This window comes from Allorhizobium sp. nf9_anc, assembly GCF_056323085.1.
Genome location: NZ_CM150481.1, coordinates 4,062,702 through 4,079,024, shown reverse-complemented (window position 1 = coordinate 4,079,024; position 16,323 = coordinate 4,062,702). Strand labels below are relative to the sequence as shown.

20 protein-coding genes are annotated in these 16,323 nt (G+C 62.1%); 18 read left to right on the top strand and 2 right to left on the bottom strand.

The features are described 5' to 3' along the window. Positions 1 to 34 precede the first annotated feature (34 nt). On the bottom strand, positions 35 to 757 hold the full coding sequence (phnF, locus tag AC02Y0_RS19910; protein ID WP_476380719.1) for a phosphonate metabolism transcriptional regulator PhnF: 723 nt from the start codon (positions 755 to 757) through the stop codon (positions 35 to 37). A 99-nt stretch (positions 758 to 856) separates the two neighbouring features. Here phnF and phnG point away from each other — a divergent pair, with 99 nt between their 5' ends. The 18 genes from phnG (at position 857) to AC02Y0_RS19820 (ending at position 15,363) form a co-directional block, all read left to right on the top strand. Continuing rightward, the gene (phnG, locus tag AC02Y0_RS19905; protein ID WP_476380717.1) at positions 857 to 1,327 is read left to right on the top strand and encodes a phosphonate C-P lyase system protein PhnG; all 471 of its coding nucleotides are present in this window, start codon (positions 857 to 859) and stop codon (positions 1,325 to 1,327) included. Beyond that, positions 1,327 to 1,935 carry a phosphonate C-P lyase system protein PhnH gene (gene phnH / locus AC02Y0_RS19900; protein WP_476380716.1) on the top strand — a complete coding sequence of 203 codons (609 nt, stop codon included), beginning with the start codon at positions 1,327 to 1,329 and terminating at the stop codon, positions 1,933 to 1,935. Before phnG ends, phnH begins: the two co-directional genes overlap by 1 nt. A gap of 3 nt (positions 1,936 to 1,938) precedes the next feature. After that, a complete protein-coding gene (locus AC02Y0_RS19895; RefSeq protein WP_476380714.1) occupies positions 1,939 to 3,045 on the top strand; it encodes a carbon-phosphorus lyase complex subunit in 1,107 nt (368 codons plus the stop codon). Beyond that, on the top strand, positions 3,042 to 3,935 hold the full coding sequence (locus AC02Y0_RS19890; protein WP_476380711.1) for an alpha-D-ribose 1-methylphosphonate 5-phosphate C-P-lyase PhnJ: 894 nt from the start codon (positions 3,042 to 3,044) through the stop codon (positions 3,933 to 3,935). The genes AC02Y0_RS19895 and AC02Y0_RS19890 overlap by 4 nt, the downstream gene beginning before the upstream one ends. After that, on the top strand, positions 3,932 to 4,708 hold the full coding sequence (phnK, locus tag AC02Y0_RS19885) for a phosphonate C-P lyase system protein PhnK (RefSeq protein WP_102021080.1): 777 nt from the start codon (positions 3,932 to 3,934) through the stop codon (positions 4,706 to 4,708). Before AC02Y0_RS19890 ends, phnK begins: the two co-directional genes overlap by 4 nt. A gap of 11 nt (positions 4,709 to 4,719) precedes the next feature. Then, a complete protein-coding gene (phnL, locus tag AC02Y0_RS19880) occupies positions 4,720 to 5,427 on the top strand; it encodes a phosphonate C-P lyase system protein PhnL (protein WP_476380709.1) in 708 nt (235 codons plus the stop codon). Next, a complete protein-coding gene (locus AC02Y0_RS19875; protein ID WP_476380707.1) occupies positions 5,424 to 6,038 on the top strand; it encodes a DapH/DapD/GlmU-related protein in 615 nt (204 codons plus the stop codon). The genes phnL and AC02Y0_RS19875 overlap by 4 nt, the downstream gene beginning before the upstream one ends. A gap of 121 nt (positions 6,039 to 6,159) precedes the next feature. After that, positions 6,160 to 7,017 carry a phosphonate ABC transporter ATP-binding protein gene (gene phnC / locus AC02Y0_RS19870; protein WP_102021083.1) on the top strand — a complete coding sequence of 286 codons (858 nt, stop codon included), beginning with the start codon at positions 6,160 to 6,162 and terminating at the stop codon, positions 7,015 to 7,017. Positions 7,018 to 7,095: 78 nt separating this feature from the next. Continuing rightward, positions 7,096 to 8,001: a phosphonate ABC transporter substrate-binding protein gene (gene phnD / locus AC02Y0_RS19865; protein WP_476380705.1), complete on the top strand. Its 906-nt coding sequence runs from the start codon at positions 7,096 to 7,098 to the stop codon at positions 7,999 to 8,001. A gap of 81 nt (positions 8,002 to 8,082) precedes the next feature. Continuing rightward, positions 8,083 to 9,045 (top strand): phosphonate ABC transporter, permease protein PhnE, encoded by a 963-nt coding sequence (gene phnE / locus AC02Y0_RS19860; protein WP_102021085.1) that lies wholly within the window; start codon positions 8,083 to 8,085, stop codon positions 9,043 to 9,045. 7 nt (positions 9,046 to 9,052) lie between these two features. Further along, positions 9,053 to 10,579 carry a phosphonate ABC transporter, permease protein PhnE gene (phnE, locus tag AC02Y0_RS19855; protein WP_476380703.1) on the top strand — a complete coding sequence of 509 codons (1,527 nt, stop codon included), beginning with the start codon at positions 9,053 to 9,055 and terminating at the stop codon, positions 10,577 to 10,579. A gap of 53 nt (positions 10,580 to 10,632) precedes the next feature. Next, complete coding sequence (locus AC02Y0_RS19850; protein WP_476380701.1) at positions 10,633 to 11,334, top strand: DUF1045 domain-containing protein; 702 nt, start codon at positions 10,633 to 10,635, stop codon at positions 11,332 to 11,334. A 4-nt stretch (positions 11,335 to 11,338) separates the two neighbouring features. Continuing rightward, entirely contained in the window at positions 11,339 to 12,475 is a 1,137-nt protein-coding gene (locus AC02Y0_RS19845) for an alpha-D-ribose 1-methylphosphonate 5-triphosphate diphosphatase (protein WP_102021088.1), read from the top strand. Beyond that, positions 12,475 to 13,074, top strand: coding sequence for a phosphonate metabolism protein/1,5-bisphosphokinase (PRPP-forming) PhnN (gene phnN, locus AC02Y0_RS19840; RefSeq protein WP_476380699.1), 600 nt, complete (start codon positions 12,475 to 12,477; stop codon positions 13,072 to 13,074). Before AC02Y0_RS19845 ends, phnN begins: the two co-directional genes overlap by 1 nt. Positions 13,075 to 13,393: 319 nt before the next feature. Then, on the top strand, positions 13,394 to 13,708 hold the full coding sequence (gene rplU, locus AC02Y0_RS19835; RefSeq protein WP_076396955.1) for a 50S ribosomal protein L21: 315 nt from the start codon (positions 13,394 to 13,396) through the stop codon (positions 13,706 to 13,708). Positions 13,709 to 13,744: 36 nt separating this feature from the next. Further along, on the top strand, positions 13,745 to 14,014 hold the full coding sequence (gene rpmA, locus AC02Y0_RS19830; RefSeq protein WP_102021090.1) for a 50S ribosomal protein L27: 270 nt from the start codon (positions 13,745 to 13,747) through the stop codon (positions 14,012 to 14,014). A 126-nt stretch (positions 14,015 to 14,140) separates the two neighbouring features. Continuing rightward, on the top strand, positions 14,141 to 14,779 hold the full coding sequence (locus tag AC02Y0_RS19825; RefSeq protein WP_102021091.1) for a GNAT family N-acetyltransferase: 639 nt from the start codon (positions 14,141 to 14,143) through the stop codon (positions 14,777 to 14,779). Next, positions 14,776 to 15,363, top strand: a complete 588-nt coding sequence (locus tag AC02Y0_RS19820; protein ID WP_476380696.1) for a GNAT family N-acetyltransferase — start codon at positions 14,776 to 14,778, stop codon at positions 15,361 to 15,363. Before AC02Y0_RS19825 ends, AC02Y0_RS19820 begins: the two co-directional genes overlap by 4 nt. Before the next feature lie 33 nt (positions 15,364 to 15,396). Here the strand turns inward: AC02Y0_RS19820 and AC02Y0_RS19815 are convergent, their stop codons facing one another. Continuing rightward, positions 15,397 to 16,260, bottom strand: a complete 864-nt coding sequence (locus AC02Y0_RS19815) for an endonuclease/exonuclease/phosphatase family protein (RefSeq protein WP_476380694.1) — start codon at positions 16,258 to 16,260, stop codon at positions 15,397 to 15,399. Positions 16,261 to 16,323 lie beyond the last annotated feature (63 nt).

Below are 16,323 nucleotides of genomic sequence, written 5' to 3'. Positions count from 1 at the left end.
CCTGAGCAATCAGGAACCGGGCGTCGTCTCGGCCTCAATTGCGGATCGTGAATTGCACCCGGTCGGCGGCGAAACGCGTAATCGCATATTGGATAGGCAGACCCTCGGGATCGGTATTGACGGCCCGGGTCACGAGCACGATAGCTCCGGGCGTCAGTTCGAGATGCGCGACGTCGTCCGGCTCCGCATGAACCGCCGAGATCTCCGTGACCTCCCGCAGATAGTCATCCACGCCGCACATCGAGAGAGCACGGGTTATGGAACCCGTCTCCGAGAAAGCCTTGTCGATCCCTGCAAAACGCTCGGCAGGAAACCACATCGTCGATCGCGAGACCGCGCGTCCATCCGCCTTCCTGATCCCATCCAGCCTCAAGACATGGGCGCCCTGTGCCAGGCGCAGGCGCTCGACCAGTTCCGGCGTCGCAACCTCTTGCACTGACGAAAGCAGGATCCCCTTCAGATCACGCGCCTGTTCGCCGATGCCTTCCGTAAAGCGTGTGCGCCGGCCAATCGGGAAATCGAACTTGTCGCGCTGGGTAATCACGGTGCCGCGCCCCTGCGCTGCCCGGACGATCCCTTCTTGCTGAAGGGCCGCGAGCGCTGCACGCACCGTGTGGCGGTTGACCCCGAACTCTTCGGCGAGCGCAGTTTCCGCCGGGACCATGCCCGTCCTGTCATAGAGACCTGAGAGGATATTGGCGCGGATCCGATCCGAAATCTGGCGCCACAGGGCCACACCCTTCTGTCTCTGTATCACCGGAAACGGTCCTCCTGTCACAAGCTTGTCACGACCTCGGGTTACTCATAAAGTAACTTGTATGGTTGTCTATATTACTAGACATTTCGAGGACTGACAATGGACAGAGCCAACGAAATTGACACCGGCGCGCAGAGCGATCGAAAGCGGATCGTCGATCTGCTGGCCAGAGCGACGCTGACCGAACTGGAAACAGCCCTTTCATCACTCGACCCCGCGCCCGTGTTTACCGCACTGCGCGGGCCGGAGACCGGGCTCGTGATGGTCAAGGGTCGCATCGGCGGCGGTGGTGCACCCTTCAATCTCGGCGAAGCGACGGTGAGCCGCGCTAGCGTCAGGCTCTCTGACGGACGGATCGGCCATGGCTATCGCCTCGGCACGGACCGGAAGGCGGCCAGTCTCTCGGCCGTGCTCGACGCCGTGGCGCAAGACGAAGCAGTAAGGGCGGCGCTCGACACACAGCTCTTCACACCCGTCGAAACACGCCTTCTGGCGGATGCCGAAAAGCTGGAAGCCGAAACGGCGGCCACGAAGGTCGACTTTTTCACCATGGTCCGCGGAGAAGACTGATGATTGGACACACCGAAAGCCTGGACGGCGGCTTCCCGGATGCCGTGACACATGCACAGACGGTTTTCCGGGCCGTCATGGATGCCATGGCCCAGCCGGGCACCATAGGTGTCGTGGAGGTACCAGTGGCTCCGCCCGCGCCGCTCGGCATTGCGGCCGGTGCTCTCCTTCTGACGCTCTGCGATCACGATACGCCGATCTGGATGACGACTGCCCTATCGAAATCCGCCCTGCCCGGCTGGGTCGGCTTCCACACCGGCGCCAGCCTGACCTCCACAAAGTCCGATGCGAAGTTTGCCTTCGTTGAAGCGGGAGCACCGTTCCCGTCGCTGGCACAATTTGCGCTGGGAACCCAGGAATACCCTGATCGTTCGACGACGCTGGTCGTCGAGGTCGCGTCGCTCGAGGGAGGCCGGCCGCTGCAACTGACGGGTCCCGGCATTCGCGACGCCGCCAAGATCGCCCCGAAGGGCTTGCCTGAGACCTTCTTGCGCCAATGGGCCGACAATCGCGCCCTCTTCCCGCGCGGTGTCGACGTGGTGCTGACCGCAGGTCGCCGCTTCATCGCGCTGCCGCGCACGACCATGATCCGCGAGATGGAGGCCTGAGCCATGTATGTTGCCGTCAAGGGTGGCGAGAAAGCCATCGCCAACGCCCACAAGCTGCTTGCCGACCGTCGCCGTGGTGACAGATCGCTGCCGTCGGTGACGATCGATCAGATCGTCGCCCAGCTCGGCCTCGCCGTCGACCGCGTCATGGCCGAAGCCTCGCTCTACGACTGTGCGCTGGCAGCACTTGCTCTGAAGCAGTCACGCGGCGACATGATCGAGGCGATCTTCCTGCTCCGCGCCTACCGCACCACGCTGCCGCGCTTCGGCACCTCTCGGCCGATCGAAACAGGTAAGATGCGCGTCGAGCGCCGCGTCTCCGCCACCTACAAGGATCTGCCGGGCGGGCAGCTCCTCGGGCCGACCTTTGACTATACCCACCGCCTTCTCGACCCCTCGCTTCTCGACGAAAACACGGTGGAAACGGGCGACCAGCGCGAGGAAGGTCTGGAGCATGTCATGCGGGTCTCCGACATCCTCGATGGCGAAGGCCTGATCGAGCCGGATGGCGAGATGCCCGAGGATCACATCGCCGGCGACATCACCCGCGAGCCGATGGAATTTCCGATGCCCCGCGACCTGCGTCTGCAGGCACTCGCCCGCGGCGACGAAGGCTTCCTGCTGGCGCTCGGATATTCGACCCAGCGCGGCTATGGCCGCACCCACCCCTTTGTCGGCGAAATCCGCATGGGTCTGGTCGAGGTCGAATTCGATGTGCCGGAACTGGGCTTTGCCGTATCGCTCGGCGAAATCCGCGTCACCGAATGCCAGATGGTCAACCAGTTCAAGGGCTCGGCCAAGGCCCCGCCGCAATTCACTCGCGGCTATGGCCTTGTCTTCGGCCAGGGTGAACGCAAGGCCATGTCCATGTCGCTGGTCGATCGGGCGCTGCGCACGGAGGAATTCGGCGAGGATGTCGTGGCGCCCGCCCAGGACGAGGAATTCGTCATTTCCCATTGCGACAACGTTCAGGCGACCGGCTTCGTCGAGCACCTGAAGCTGCCGCACTACGTCGACTTCCAGGCCGAACTCGACCTCGTCCGCCGCATGCGGGTCAAGCACGAGGCCACCCGAACTGAACAGACTAACCTGAAGGAGGCCGCAGAATGACCGCGCCGGCAACCGAACTCGCAACCTATAATTTCGCCTATCTAGACGAACAGACCAAGCGGATGATCCGCCGCGCGATCCTGAAGGCGATCGCCATTCCCGGCTATCAGGTGCCGTTCGCCAGCCGAGAAATGCCAATGCCCTATGGCTGGGGCACTGGCGGCGTGCAGGTAACAGCCTCGATCATTGGCCGCGACGACACGCTGAAAGTCATCGACCAGGGCGCCGACGACACGACCAATGCCGTCTCCATCCGCGCCTTCTTCCAGAAGGTCGCCGAGGTCGCGGTCACCACAAAGACCAGCGAAGCGACGATCATCCAGACCCGTCACCGCATCCCGGAGGAGAAGCTGAGGGAAGGCCAGGTGCTCGTTTATCAGGTGCCGATCCCGGAACCCTTACGCTTCCTGGAGCCACGCGAGACCGAGACCCGCAAGATGCATGCGCTGGAAGAATACGGCCTCATGCATGTGAAGCTCTACGAGGACATCGCCAAACACGGCCGCATTGCCACAACCTATGCCTATCCGGTGAAGGTCGAGGGCCGCTACGTGATGGACCCCTCACCGACGCCGAAATTCGACAATCCGAAGATGCACATGTCGGAAGCCCTGCAGCTCTTCGGCGCCGGTCGCGAGAAGCGCATCTATGCGGTCCCACCCTATACCGACGTCGTCAGCCTCGACTTCGAGGATCACCCCTTCGAGATCCAGACCTTCGACAAGCCCTGCGCGCTCTGCGGCGCCCACAATGTCTATCTCGATGAAGTCGTGCTCGACGACAAGGGCGGGCGGATGTTCGTCTGCTCGGATACCGACCACTGCGAGACGCGTCAGGCGGAAGGCCATATCGGCGAGATGCTCTTCCAGAAAAAGGAGGCCGCAGAATGAGCGACCAGCCACTTCTCAAGGTCCGCAATCTCTCGAAGTTTTACGGCAAGCGTATCGGCTGCAAGGAGGTCTCTTTCGACCTCTGGCCGGGCGAAGTGCTCGCCATCGTCGGCGAAAGCGGCTCGGGCAAGACGACGCTCCTGAACTGCCTCTCAACCCGGCTGATGCCGACGACCGGCAGCGTCGACTATCACATGCGCGATGGCCAGTATCGCGAGCTCTACCACATGGGAGAGGCTGAACGACGCTTCCTGATGCGCACCGACTGGGGCTTCGTGCACCAGAATCCGGCTGATGGCCTGCGCATGACCGTCTCGGCCGGCGCCAATGTCGGCGAACGTCTGATGGCCGTCGGCGATCGGCACTATGGCCGCATCCGCCAGACGGCGAGCGAATGGCTGGAGCGCGTCGAGATTTCGACCGATCGCATCGACGACCAGCCCCGCGCCTTTTCCGGCGGCATGCGCCAACGCCTGCAGATCGCCCGCAACCTCGTCACCGGCCCCCGCCTGGTTTTCATGGATGAGCCGACCGGCGGCCTCGACGTCTCGGTCCAGGCCCGCCTGCTCGATCTCGTCCGCGGTCTGGTCAACGACCTCGGCCTGTCCGCCATCGTCGTCACCCACGACCTCGCGGTGGCCCGGCTTCTCTCCCACCGGATGATGGTGATGAAGGACGGCCATGTCATCGAACAAGGCCTGACCGACCGCGTGCTCGACGATCCGCGCGAACCCTACACCCAGCTGCTCGTATCCTCGATCCTGCAGGTCTGACGGAGAAACCTATGGCCACGCCCCTCATCGTCTCCGAAGTCTCGAAGAGCTTCACCATGCATCTGCGCGGCGGGCTCGTTCTGCCGGTCGTTTCCAACGTCTCCTTCTCTATCGCGTCAGGGGAATGCGTTGTGCTCGGCGGCCCCTCTGGCATCGGCAAGAGCTCGGTGCTGAAGATGCTCTACGGCAACTATGCCGTCGACAACGGTCAGATCCTCGTCAATCACGCCGGCCGGATCGTCGATATCGCGAGCGCCGACCCGCGCACCGTGCTTGAGGTCCGGCGCGGCACGCTTGGCTATGTCAGCCAGTTCCTGCGCACCGTACCGCGCGTGTCGACGCTCGACGTCGTGGCCGAGCCGCTGGTCGCCCGCGGGGTCGCCTCGGACCAGGCACGCGAACGCGCAAGCGAACTCTTGAGCCGGCTAAACTTGCCGCGTGATCTTTGGCAGCTGCCACCGTCCACCTTCTCCGGCGGCGAGCAGCAGCGCGTTAACATCGCCCGCGGCTTCATCACCGATCATGCTGTCCTGCTTCTCGACGAACCCACGGCCTCGCTCGATGCGGCTAACCGCGCCGTTGTGGTCTCGATGATCCGCGCGAAGAAGGAAGCCGGCGTCGCTCTGCTCGGCATCTTCCATGACGAGGAAGTGCGCGAAGCCGTCGCCGACCGCATCCTCGATGTCATGCAGTTTTCGCCGCGAAAGACAGCAGCATGACCAAGAAGCTCGGGATCGCCCCTCTTGTCCACGAGACCGCCCGGGTCGTGAATTCGACCCTCGGCAGCTACACGGAAGTTGCCGATCGTTGCCGTCTGGAAGAAGTCGAGATGGGCGACTATTCCTACATCATGCAGGACGGCTCGATCTGGTGCGCGACGGTCGGCAAATTTGCCAACATCGCAGCAAGCGTCCGCATCAACGCCACCAACCATCCGACCTGGCGCCCGACGCTCCATCACTTCACCTATCGTGCAGCCGACTATTTCGATGGCGCCGAGAACGACCACGATTTCTTTGCCTGGCGTCGGGAAAACCGGGTCGTGATCGGCCATGACGTCTGGATCGGCCATGGCGCAACCGTCCTGCCGGGGGTGACTGTCGGTGACGGTGCGGTGATCGGCGCAGGTGCCGTCGTCTCCCGCGATGTGGCTCCGTACACCATCGTCGGCGGCGTTCCGGCAAAGCTGATTCGTGAGAGGTTTCCCGGATCAGTTGCCGAGCGCATGCAGGCGCTCGCCTGGTGGGACTGGGACCACGATCGCCTGTTCGCAGCACTGGATGATTTCCGTCACATGGACGCCCCGGAATTCATCGCAAAGCACGCCTAAATTCAGTCTTTTCAGATGCTTGCGAAGTTTAACAAATCCGACACAAAACTGACATTAGCGCTTCACGGGCCCACGCTAATGCATCTCCAGCACCGCAATTAATGACGGCGAAGGAACGACGATGCGCTTCAGGCTGGACAACCTCACCCGCCAGTTCGGAACCAACAAGGCCGTTGATTCCGTAACCCTCGAGATCCCGGCCGGACAGATGGTCGGTGTGATCGGCCGCTCGGGTGCAGGCAAATCGACGCTGCTGCGCATGATCAACCGCCTGGTCGACCCCACGTCCGGCAGCATCCGCTTCGGCGATCTCGAGATCTCCGGCCTGCATGGCGCAGCACTCCGCAATTGGCAGCGTGATTGCGCGATGATCTTCCAGCAGTTCAACCTCGTGCCGCGCCTTGACGTCCTGACAAACGTGATGCTTGGCCGTCTCAACCATCGTTCCACGGCGCTTTCCGTGTTGAACATCTTCTCCCGCGAAGAGCGCCTGATGGCGATCGCAGCCCTGGAGCGCCTAGGGATCGAACAGACGGCACTGCAGGCAGCCGGCACGCTTTCGGGCGGTCAGCAGCAGCGCGTGGCAATCGCCCGCGCCCTCATGCAATCGCCGAAGATGATCCTGGCCGACGAACCGATCGCCTCGCTCGACCCGCTCAACGCCAAGATCGTGATGGACGCGCTGCGCGACATCAACGAGCGCGAAGGCATCACCGTCATCACCAATCTGCACACGCTCGATACGGCCCGCAATTACTGCGAGCGGATCATCGGCATGGCGCGTGGCCGCGTCGTATTCGACGGAACGCCGTCTGATCTTACGGCCGAGGCTGTCCACGAAATCTACGGCGCCGACCAGCATGGCGCCGGCATCGACGAGACCATGACCTCGACGAGCATCACCTTTGCGCATCAGGACAACGAGCAGCGCAAGACCTCATCCGCCGGCCTCCGCCCCCTCGCAGTTGCCGAGGCCTGAGCCACGACGATCGCAGGCCCTGCGACAAGGGCAAGAAGTCAAGACACACCCTCATCCTACCAAACAGGAGATGAACTCATGTTGAAGAAGACCCTGCTCGCTACGGCAGCACTCGTCGCTCTGGCTTCCGGCGTCCACGCCGAAGACCTCAAGGAATTCCGCATCGGCATCCTCGGCGGCGAAAACGAAGCCGACCGCCTGCGCAACTTCCAGTGCATGACCGAAAAGCTGCCGTCGGTTCTCGGCGTTGAAAAGGTCTCGCTCTTCCCGGCCGCCGACTATGACGGCGTTGTCCAGGGCCTTCTCGGCGGCACGCTCGATTACGCCGAACTCGGCGCCTCCGCCTTCGCCAAGGTCTACCTCGCCAAGGCTGACGCCGTTGAGCCGATCCTGACTACGGTTCAGACCGACGGTTCGAGCGGCTACTACTCGATCATGGTCGCCCGCAAGGACTCGGGCATCGCCAAGATCGAAGACATCAAGGGCAAGAAGCTCGGCTATGCCGATCCGGACTCCACCTCCGGCTACCTCGTGCCCCTCGTCACCCTGCCGGAAGCTCTCGGCGCCCCGGTTGACCAGGTTGTCTCCTCGACCGGCTTTGGCGGCGGTCACGAGAACCTCGTTCTCGAAGTCGTCAAGGGCACCTTCGACGTCGGCACCACCTGGGGTTCTGGCGTTGGCGAATTCAAGGACGGCTACACCTCGGGCAACCTGAAGAAGATGGTCGACAAGGGCATCCTGAACATGGACGACCTCGTTGAAGTCTGGAAGTCCCCGCTGATCCCGAACGGCCCGATCGTCGTCCGCACGTCGATGAATGAGGACATGAAGATGAAGTTCAAGCAGTTCATGACGGATCTGCCGAACTCCGACCCGGCATGCTTCTCGGCTGTCCAGGGCGGTGATTTCAAGGGCTACACGGACGTGAACGTCGACTTCTACAAGCCGATCATCGACGCCCGCAAGGCAACCATCGGCGGCTGATTGCCAACGAGTTAATGAGACCGCCGGTCGGGAAACCGCCGGCGGTCTTTCCTTGAAGTCTTTTCCAGAGGAATTGCGGTGATGGCCATGACGGCGACACAGCCCATCTTGAGCGAACGCGGCGCAGCCGTCGAGCGCCACTGGCAGGAGCTCGCGGCCAAGCGGCGCATGTATACGGGCCTTGGCGCGGTCATCCTGATCATGGCGGTGACCGGTTCGCTCTGGTTCGCCAACGAGACCAATTCCGGCAAGTTCTTCGACCGTCTTCCATATCTCTTCGATTTTATCGGCGATCTGGCGCCCCGCGACGGTTGGGAAATCTGGCGTGCCATGTTCGACCTGCCCTCGCCCTATGACGACGGCAGCCTCAAATACAATTATCCCGAGGGACGGCTCTACATCACCGAGAGCCTCTACATCCCCGAATATTTTCATAAGATGCTCGAGACGGTGAACATCGCATTACTGTCTACCGTGATTGCGATGATCTTCGGCTATGGCCTCGCTTTTCTCGCCGCAAAAAACACCATGGCGAGCAACTGGGTCCGCTGGCCGGTGCGCCGTTTCATGGAAATCCTGCGTGCCTTTCCGGAAGTCGTCATCGCCGGCTTCTTCCTGGCCATTCTGTCGCTCGGCCCCATCCCCGCGATCATTGCTGTCACGGTCCACACCATCGGCGCACTCGGCAAGATGTTCTTCGAAGTCATCGAGAACGCCGACATGCGACCGGATGAGGGCCTGCGGGCCGTTGGCGCGAACTGGTTCGAGCGCGTCTGGTTTGCGATCACGCCCCAGGTCATGCCGAACTTCATGAGCTATTTCCTGCTGCGTCTCGAGATCAATGTGCGCGCCTCGACGATCATCGGCGCCGTCGGTGGCGGCGGGATCGGCGAAGCGCTGCGTCTTTCGATCGGCCAGGGCCACGAAGCAAAGACCCTCGCCATCGTGCTTCTCCTTCTGTCGACCGTCATTGCCGTCGACCAGTTCTCAGCCTGGCTGCGCCAAAAGCTCGTCGGCGATCAGGCCTTCCAGTCGGTCACGTGAGGTTCCCATGTCGATGATCAACACAGCCGAATTGAACCGTCTGGCAGAGCGCTATCCGCAGGTGCTGGAGCGTAGTCTCTGGCAACGCTACCGGATCCCCTTCTCGATTGGCATCCTGGCCATCTACCTGCTGTTCTGCTGGTGGTTTTTCGCCATCGGCAAGACCATCTCCCAGGCCAATTGGGGTATCGCCGGCAACTATCTGGCTGACTGGGTATCCTACGAAATCAGACCGGAATTCGACATCGATCGGGATGGCGCCATCACCGTCACCTATCCCCGTTTTGATCCGATCGGCCCCAATCCGAATCCCGACTGGATCGAGACGACGCGCGAAACGATCACCCGCACAGAGCCGGCGCCTTCAGCGGCAGCGGCTCCGGCGCCGAGCGTTGCGAAACCGAGCTCCACGTTCAGCTTCATGACGTCGCCGACGCCCCAGGCACAATCCGGGACATCTCCCACCGAAAACGCGGTTACCGCGCCAAACGAGGCGACGGAAGAGGTCATCACGGAAGCCCGGATTGCACTGTCTGGCAGTGCCCGGATCGACCTTGCCGGAGAGCGCGTGATGCTGGTGCGCGGCGACGAAACCGTGACACTGCTGCTCGACCAGCAGCGGGACACTGTCACCATTGAGGGCAGCAGTGCCGACTGGGTGGAACAGCGCCTCGAAGGCGGCCGTGTTATCGCTTACTTCGGCTCGGCCGGCTGGATCGACGTGTCATCCGATCGCGTCCGGGTGCGCAAACGCTTCTTCGGTTGGGAAAACTTCGTCTTCGACACCAACTCGCCCTTCTTCGGCCTGTCCGCCGGGCAAGTGTTCGACAAGGTGACCTCCGGTGAGCGCATCGATCCGAAGATGAGCAATCTGGCGCTCGCCTGGAACAACATCCTCTACAACGCCTCCTGGCAGCATCTGGACGTCTGGACCAAGCTTCTGCAGACCATCGTCATGGCCTTCATGGGCACTCTGCTCGCCATGCTGATCGCCTTCCCGCTCTCCTTCGTCGCTGCCCGCAACATCACCCGTAACCGGCCGATCAACCAGATCACCAAGCGCTTCTTCGACTTTGTACGATCCGTCGACATGCTGATCTGGGCCCTCTTCTTCACCCGCGCCTTTGGGCCGGGACCGCTTGCTGGCATTTCCGCGATCTTTGTCACCGACACCGGCACGCTCGGAAAACTCTATGCCGAGGCACTGGAAAACATCGACGACAAGCAGCGCGAAGGCGTGAAATCGGTCGGCGCCCCGACAGCGGCCGTCCAGCGCTTTGGCGTGCTGCCCCAGGTCATGCCGGTCTTTGCCTCCCAGGCCCTCTATTTCTGGGAATCGAACACCCGGTCGGCAACGATCATCGGCGCCGTCGGTGCTGGCGGCATCGGTCTCAAGCTCTGGGAAGCCATGCGCACCAATTCCGACTGGGAAAATGTCGCCTATATGGTTCTTCTCATTCTGGTCGTGGTGTTCATTTTCGATGCCATCTCCAATAGCCTGCGCTCGCGCCTGATCGGCAAGAGTCGCCACTGACTGCGCGGTGCGGGAACACCAACCCCGCACCGACCGATACGAAAGACATACCCTTGCGTTATGCAATCTACTTTTCACCGACCGCAGATGAACCGCTGACCCGTGCAGCGGCGACCTGGCTGGGTCGAGACGCCTTCACCGGGGAACTCTTTCCACGGACGGCAGAGCACGACCTCACGGTGGAAGAACTGGACGAACTCACGGCCGATCCGCGACGTTACGGCTTTCATGCGACGCTGAAGGCGCCCTTTCATCTCACGGATGGTGCAAACGAGGCAGATCTGCTGGCTGCCCTTGCCGCATTCGCGGAAGAAACAGCACCCTTCGACATCCCCTCGGTCGCCGTCGAGCAGATCGGACCATTCTTTGCTCTGGTTCCCCAGACGCCGCATCAACCGCTGCAGCAATTCGCAGCCAGCGTCGTCGAAAGTTTCGAGCCATTTCGCGCGCCGCTCTCGGAGACCGACATTCAGAGGCGAAAGCCGGACAGTCTTCCCCCGCAACAGCGTGAAAACCTGATGCGCTGGGGTTATCCTTACGTCTTCGATGAGTTCCGTTTTCACATGACCTTGACCGGCCCTGTCCCGGAAGCCCGAGCACCTGGTATGGCGAGGCTTCTGGGCGACCGTTTTGCCGATTTCGTCGGGCGTCCCCTCCGGATCGACGGGCTTGCGCTCTTCGTCGAGCCCGAACGCGGCGCCCCTTTCCTCGTCCATTCACGGCTGCCATTGAGGGCCGCCCAACCGAACGGCTGATCCCATGTCCGAACAGATCTTCTCCAATGCCCGCATCGTCCTCGAAGACCGGATCGTCGAGGGCAGCGTCGTCATCCGCGACGGCAAGATTGCAGCGATCGACGAGGGTTCGAGCCGCACCGGCGAGGACTTCGGCGGCGACTACCTGATCCCCGGCCTCGTCGAACTGCACACCGATCACCTGGAATCGCATTATTCGCCCCGCCCCGGCGTGCGCTGGCACATGACCTCGGCCATCCAGGCGCATGACGCCCAGATCGTTACGTCGGGCATCACAACGGTTTTCGACTGCCTGCGTATGGGCTCGGACGAGGACGGCGGTTTCGACAAGGGCGAGATGCGCGACATGGCAGACGCCATTCAGGCCGCCGAACGCGACGACCGCCTCCGGGCCGAACACCTGATCCACCTGCGCTGCGAGGTCGCCTCCGACAACGTGCTCGATCATTTCGCCGACTTCGAAAACGATCCGCATGTGCGTCTGGTTTCCTTGATGGATCACTCCCCGGGCCAGCGCCAGTTCCAGACGATGGAGCAGTACACGCTCTACTACAAGACCAAGCGCGGCCTGACCGACGAGCAGTTCGCCCGCTTTGTCGAAAGCCGCCTTTCGCTGTCGGAGCGCTTTTCGACGGTGCATCGCGACGCGCTCGCCAAGGCCTGCGCCGAGCGCGGGATCACGGTCGCCAGCCATGACGACGCGACGCTCGCCCATGTCGAGGAAGCAAAGGGACACGGCGTGAAACTCGCGGAATTCCCGACCAGCTTCGAGGCCGCCGAAGCCTCGCATAAGTCCGGCATGAGCGTGCTGATGGGTGCGCCCAACGTGGTGCGCGGCAAGTCCCATTCCGGCAACATCGCCGCCCGCGATCTCGCAAAGCGCGGCGTGCTCGACGTCCTGTCCTCCGACTACGTGCCGCTGAGCCTCCTGCATGCAAGCTTCGTTCTGGCAGACGAGATCGACGGCATTTCCCTGCCCCAGGCTGTTGCCATGGTGACGGCGACTCCGGCCCGCACAGTCAGCCTGTCTGATCGGGGCCGCATCGAAACCGGCCTGCGCGCAGACCTCGTCCGTGTCCGCCGAGATGAGGGCGTCCCGGTCATCCGCGCCGTCTGGCGGGAAGGACGCCGGGTCGCCTGATGACGCAAGCCGCAAAAGACAAGGTGGCGCAGAACGAACCGGCGAGCGGCATTTTGATTGCCGTCGTTGGCCCGAGCGGTGTCGGCAAGGACAGCCTGATGGACATCGCACGGCACCACTTTGCCGACAGGCGCGATATCCGCTTCGTGCGCCGCATGATCACGCGCCCGGAAGGATCCACCGGCGAGAACCATAACGCGGTGAAACCAGAGGCCTTCGACGAGCTCGCCCGCTCCGGCGCATTCGCGGTGCATTGGCAGGCTCACGGTCTCGGCTACGGCATCCCCGCAGATGTCCACCTTGATCTCGCCGCTGGCCATATCGTCATCGCCAACGGCTCCCGCTCGGCACTCGACGCTTTCAGAAAAGCCTTCCCCAACCTCCTGGTGGTCAATGTCACCGCCCGCCCGGACGTGCTGGCCAAACGCCTGGCAGCCCGTGGCCGCGAGACAGCTGCCGACATCGAGGCACGCCTCGCTCGCTCGACAACCGCTTTGCCGGCGGACCTAAATGTCGCCAATATCGACAACAGCGGCGAGCTTGAGGCTGCCGGGCAGGAGCTGATCGAGTTGATCGAGGGACTGTTCCGCGAGGCATAAGCTTCGATTCGGCGATCGAAGCAGAATACTTTTTGCCCCCCTCTGCCTCACATTGATCGACGCTGGATGGCGCATGGTTGTATCATTGCGGCAACTCGACCTCCAAGGCGTGATCAATACGACAGTTTTCCCCGCTTTCGTCTTGACTCCATAGGGCACGTCACGTATGCGACGCTCGACTAAAAGCGTAGGCGAACTGCGCCTTGTGTTCTTCGCGCGAGCGAAGTTGAACCGGCGGAACGAAGGTTCCGCTCCTCCGACTGGCAAAAAGACGGCCCCTTGCAAGAGGAGAGCCGGAACGAACATGAAAGGATAAACAATGTTCGCAGTCATCAAAACTGGCGGTAAGCAGTACCGCGTCAACGCCAACGACGTGCTGACCATCGAAAAGCTGGAAGCCGAAGCTGGTGCAACCATCGAATTCACCGAGATCCTGATCGTCGGCGAAGGCGAAACAGCGACCATCGGCGCGCCCTTCGTGGCCGGCGCCAAGGTCACGGCCGAAGTTGTCGAGCAGATGCGCGGCAAGAAGGTCATCGCCTTCAAGAAGCGTCGTCGTCAGAACTCGAAGCGTTCGCGCGGCCATCGTCAGCACCACACCGTGGTGCGTATCACCGACATCGTCGCTGCCTGAAGCGCGTCTAACTACAAGGTTTAAAGGAGAACTCCCATGGCACACAAAAAAGCTGGCGGTTCCTCGCGCAACGGTCGCGATTCCAATTCCAAGCGCCTCGGCGTGAAGAAGTTCGGTGGCGAAGTCGTCATTCCGGGCAACATCATCGTGCGTCAGCGCGGCACCCAGTGGCATCCGGGCGCAAACGTCGGCATGGGCAAGGACCATACCCTCTTTGCACTCACGGCGGGCAATGTGGACTACCGTACGAAGGCCAATGGCCGCGTATACGTGTCGATCATGCCGAAAGCCGAAGCAGCGGAATAAGCCGGTAGCGCTCTAAAACAGCCGGCGTCTCATCGACCCGGCTGGCCGCATCAGGTTCAGTTTAGAAAAAAGGGGAGATGGGGCGCCATCTCCCCTTTTTTCTTGTCCAACGAAGGAGACTGAACCATGCAAAGTCTGATGTTAAGGGATGACCAATCACGGTCACCCGAAGAACAACCAAGGCCTGATCGGCCGAGGAGTGATTGCCCTGTCTTGTTGTCGCAACGGCTCGTCCTGCGCGCACCCCACATCGAAGACATCGACGCCCTTGCCCATCTCGCCAACAACGCCGCAATCGCCACCATGGTGGCCCGCATGCCGCATCCTTACACGGCGAAAGACGCGGCCGACTTCGTGCGACGCACGAATATCGGCGAGATTGGCAAGTGCGTCTATGCCATCACAAAAGCGGATAACGGCGAGTTCCTCGGTTGCTGCGCGCTGGAGCCCAACCCGGCCGACGATACCATTCTGGAAATGGGTTATTGGCTGGGTGAACCCTACTGGAACAGGGGTTATGCCACCGAAGCAGCCCATGCGTTGATCGACATGGCCTTCCGGACCCGCGAATGGGTGAGCCGGATCGATGCGCGCTGCCGGGTGACGAACATTGCCTCCCGGCGCGTCATTCAGAAGTCCGGCTTCCAGTTCCAGGGCACCGGCATGGTCGGCAACCTCGCCATGGGCGGCCCGGTTCCCGTCGAATGGTACAGGCTCGATCGCAAGACCTGGCTGTCCCTGAAGAGCTGGGGAGAAATGCGATGAGCGCGATGCTGGCAGAAAGACCAACGGTTGCGCCATCCATGCCCGGCCCCTGCCCGGTCATCGAAACGGCACGCCTCGTCTTGCGTCCACACCGGATGCAGGACGCCGATGCGATCGTCACATCGCTGAGCGACTTCGCCGTCGCCCGCATGTTGACGCGCGTACCCGTTCCCTACGACCAGGAGGATGGCCGTGACTGGCTGAACATGGTGACCTCGGGGATGAAGCCCGACTGGCATTTCGCCATCACGCTCGATGGTGTCCATGTCGGCGTGGCTTCCCTGGAGGTCCGTCATGGCCTCTGGCACATCGGCTACTGGCTGAACCGCTTCTATTGGGGCAAGGGCCTGATGTCGGAGGCGGTTGATGCCGCCCTCGACCGCTTCTTGATGCGCATGCCACAAGCCGAAATCCTGGGTGGCGCTTTCGCCGACAACCCGGCCTCGCTGCGACTGCTCGAGGCAAGAGGGTTCCAGATCACGGGCGTCCGGGATGTCTTCTCCAAGGCGCGCAACACCATGGTGCCGCTCGTCGAATCCCGGCTGTCGCAGGCGAACTTCGCCAACCGCCACGCTAAAACATAGCCGACAATACTCCGGGCGCCCGCCGCCCGGAGTTCATGCCTCCGCGAGCTCTACCCAGACCGGAAAATGGTCTGATCCGCGGGCGGAATTGTCCACCTGACAGGCCTTGAGACGCCCGGTGAGGCCACCACTGATGAAGCAGTAATCGAGATGCATGCGCCGCGATCCATCGTCGCTGATCCAGCTATAGCCGTCCGTCGGGCGAGACTTCAGATGCGCCTCAGCATCTGTGGGGTAGCCCGCGCGGGGCGTGCGTCCGTAATAGGCGTCGTTCCGGCCGACCATGGAGATATACTCCGCACCTTCCGGTTCCATGTTGAAGTCGCCCATGATCAGGAACTCCGCCGGCAGCGGCGGATCCGGCAGGCCGAATTCGTTGACCCCGGTCAAGGCTCCACCTTCCTCGGCGTAGAGTTGAACGCGATCCTTGAGGAAGGCGATTTGTGCAAGCCGCTCGTCCGGCGAGATGTGATCGAGATGAACCGAATAGACCCGCAGCGCGCCGCCCGGAGCCTCGATGACCGTTTCCAGCGCGCCCCGCTGGAGGTTGAGCTTGTCGAATGTCCGGTTGCGCGGCAAAAGCAGGTTGCGGCTGGCGCGGATCGGATAACGCGACAGCACCATGTTGCCGAACTGAAAACGGCGCTCGCGAAGCCGGCCATCGATCATCGCGTGATCGACCAGCACGTCGCAGGCCGGACCGAAAGCGGCAAAATAGGTGGGAAAGAGCGCCGAAAAGGTCTCGACCAGATCGGCGTAGTCGTTTCGGCTATAACCGCGCGTGACTTCCTGCAGCGAGATCACGTCGGCCTCACGGATGCTGTCGGCGATCCGGCCTGGGTCGAAACGCCCGTCCTGGCCGAAACCATACTGGATGTTGTAGCTTACGAACTTCACGATACTCTTTGACCTCCGCACCAAGCGGCTATATCGATGGCCGCAACTCTCCGCGCAGAACCT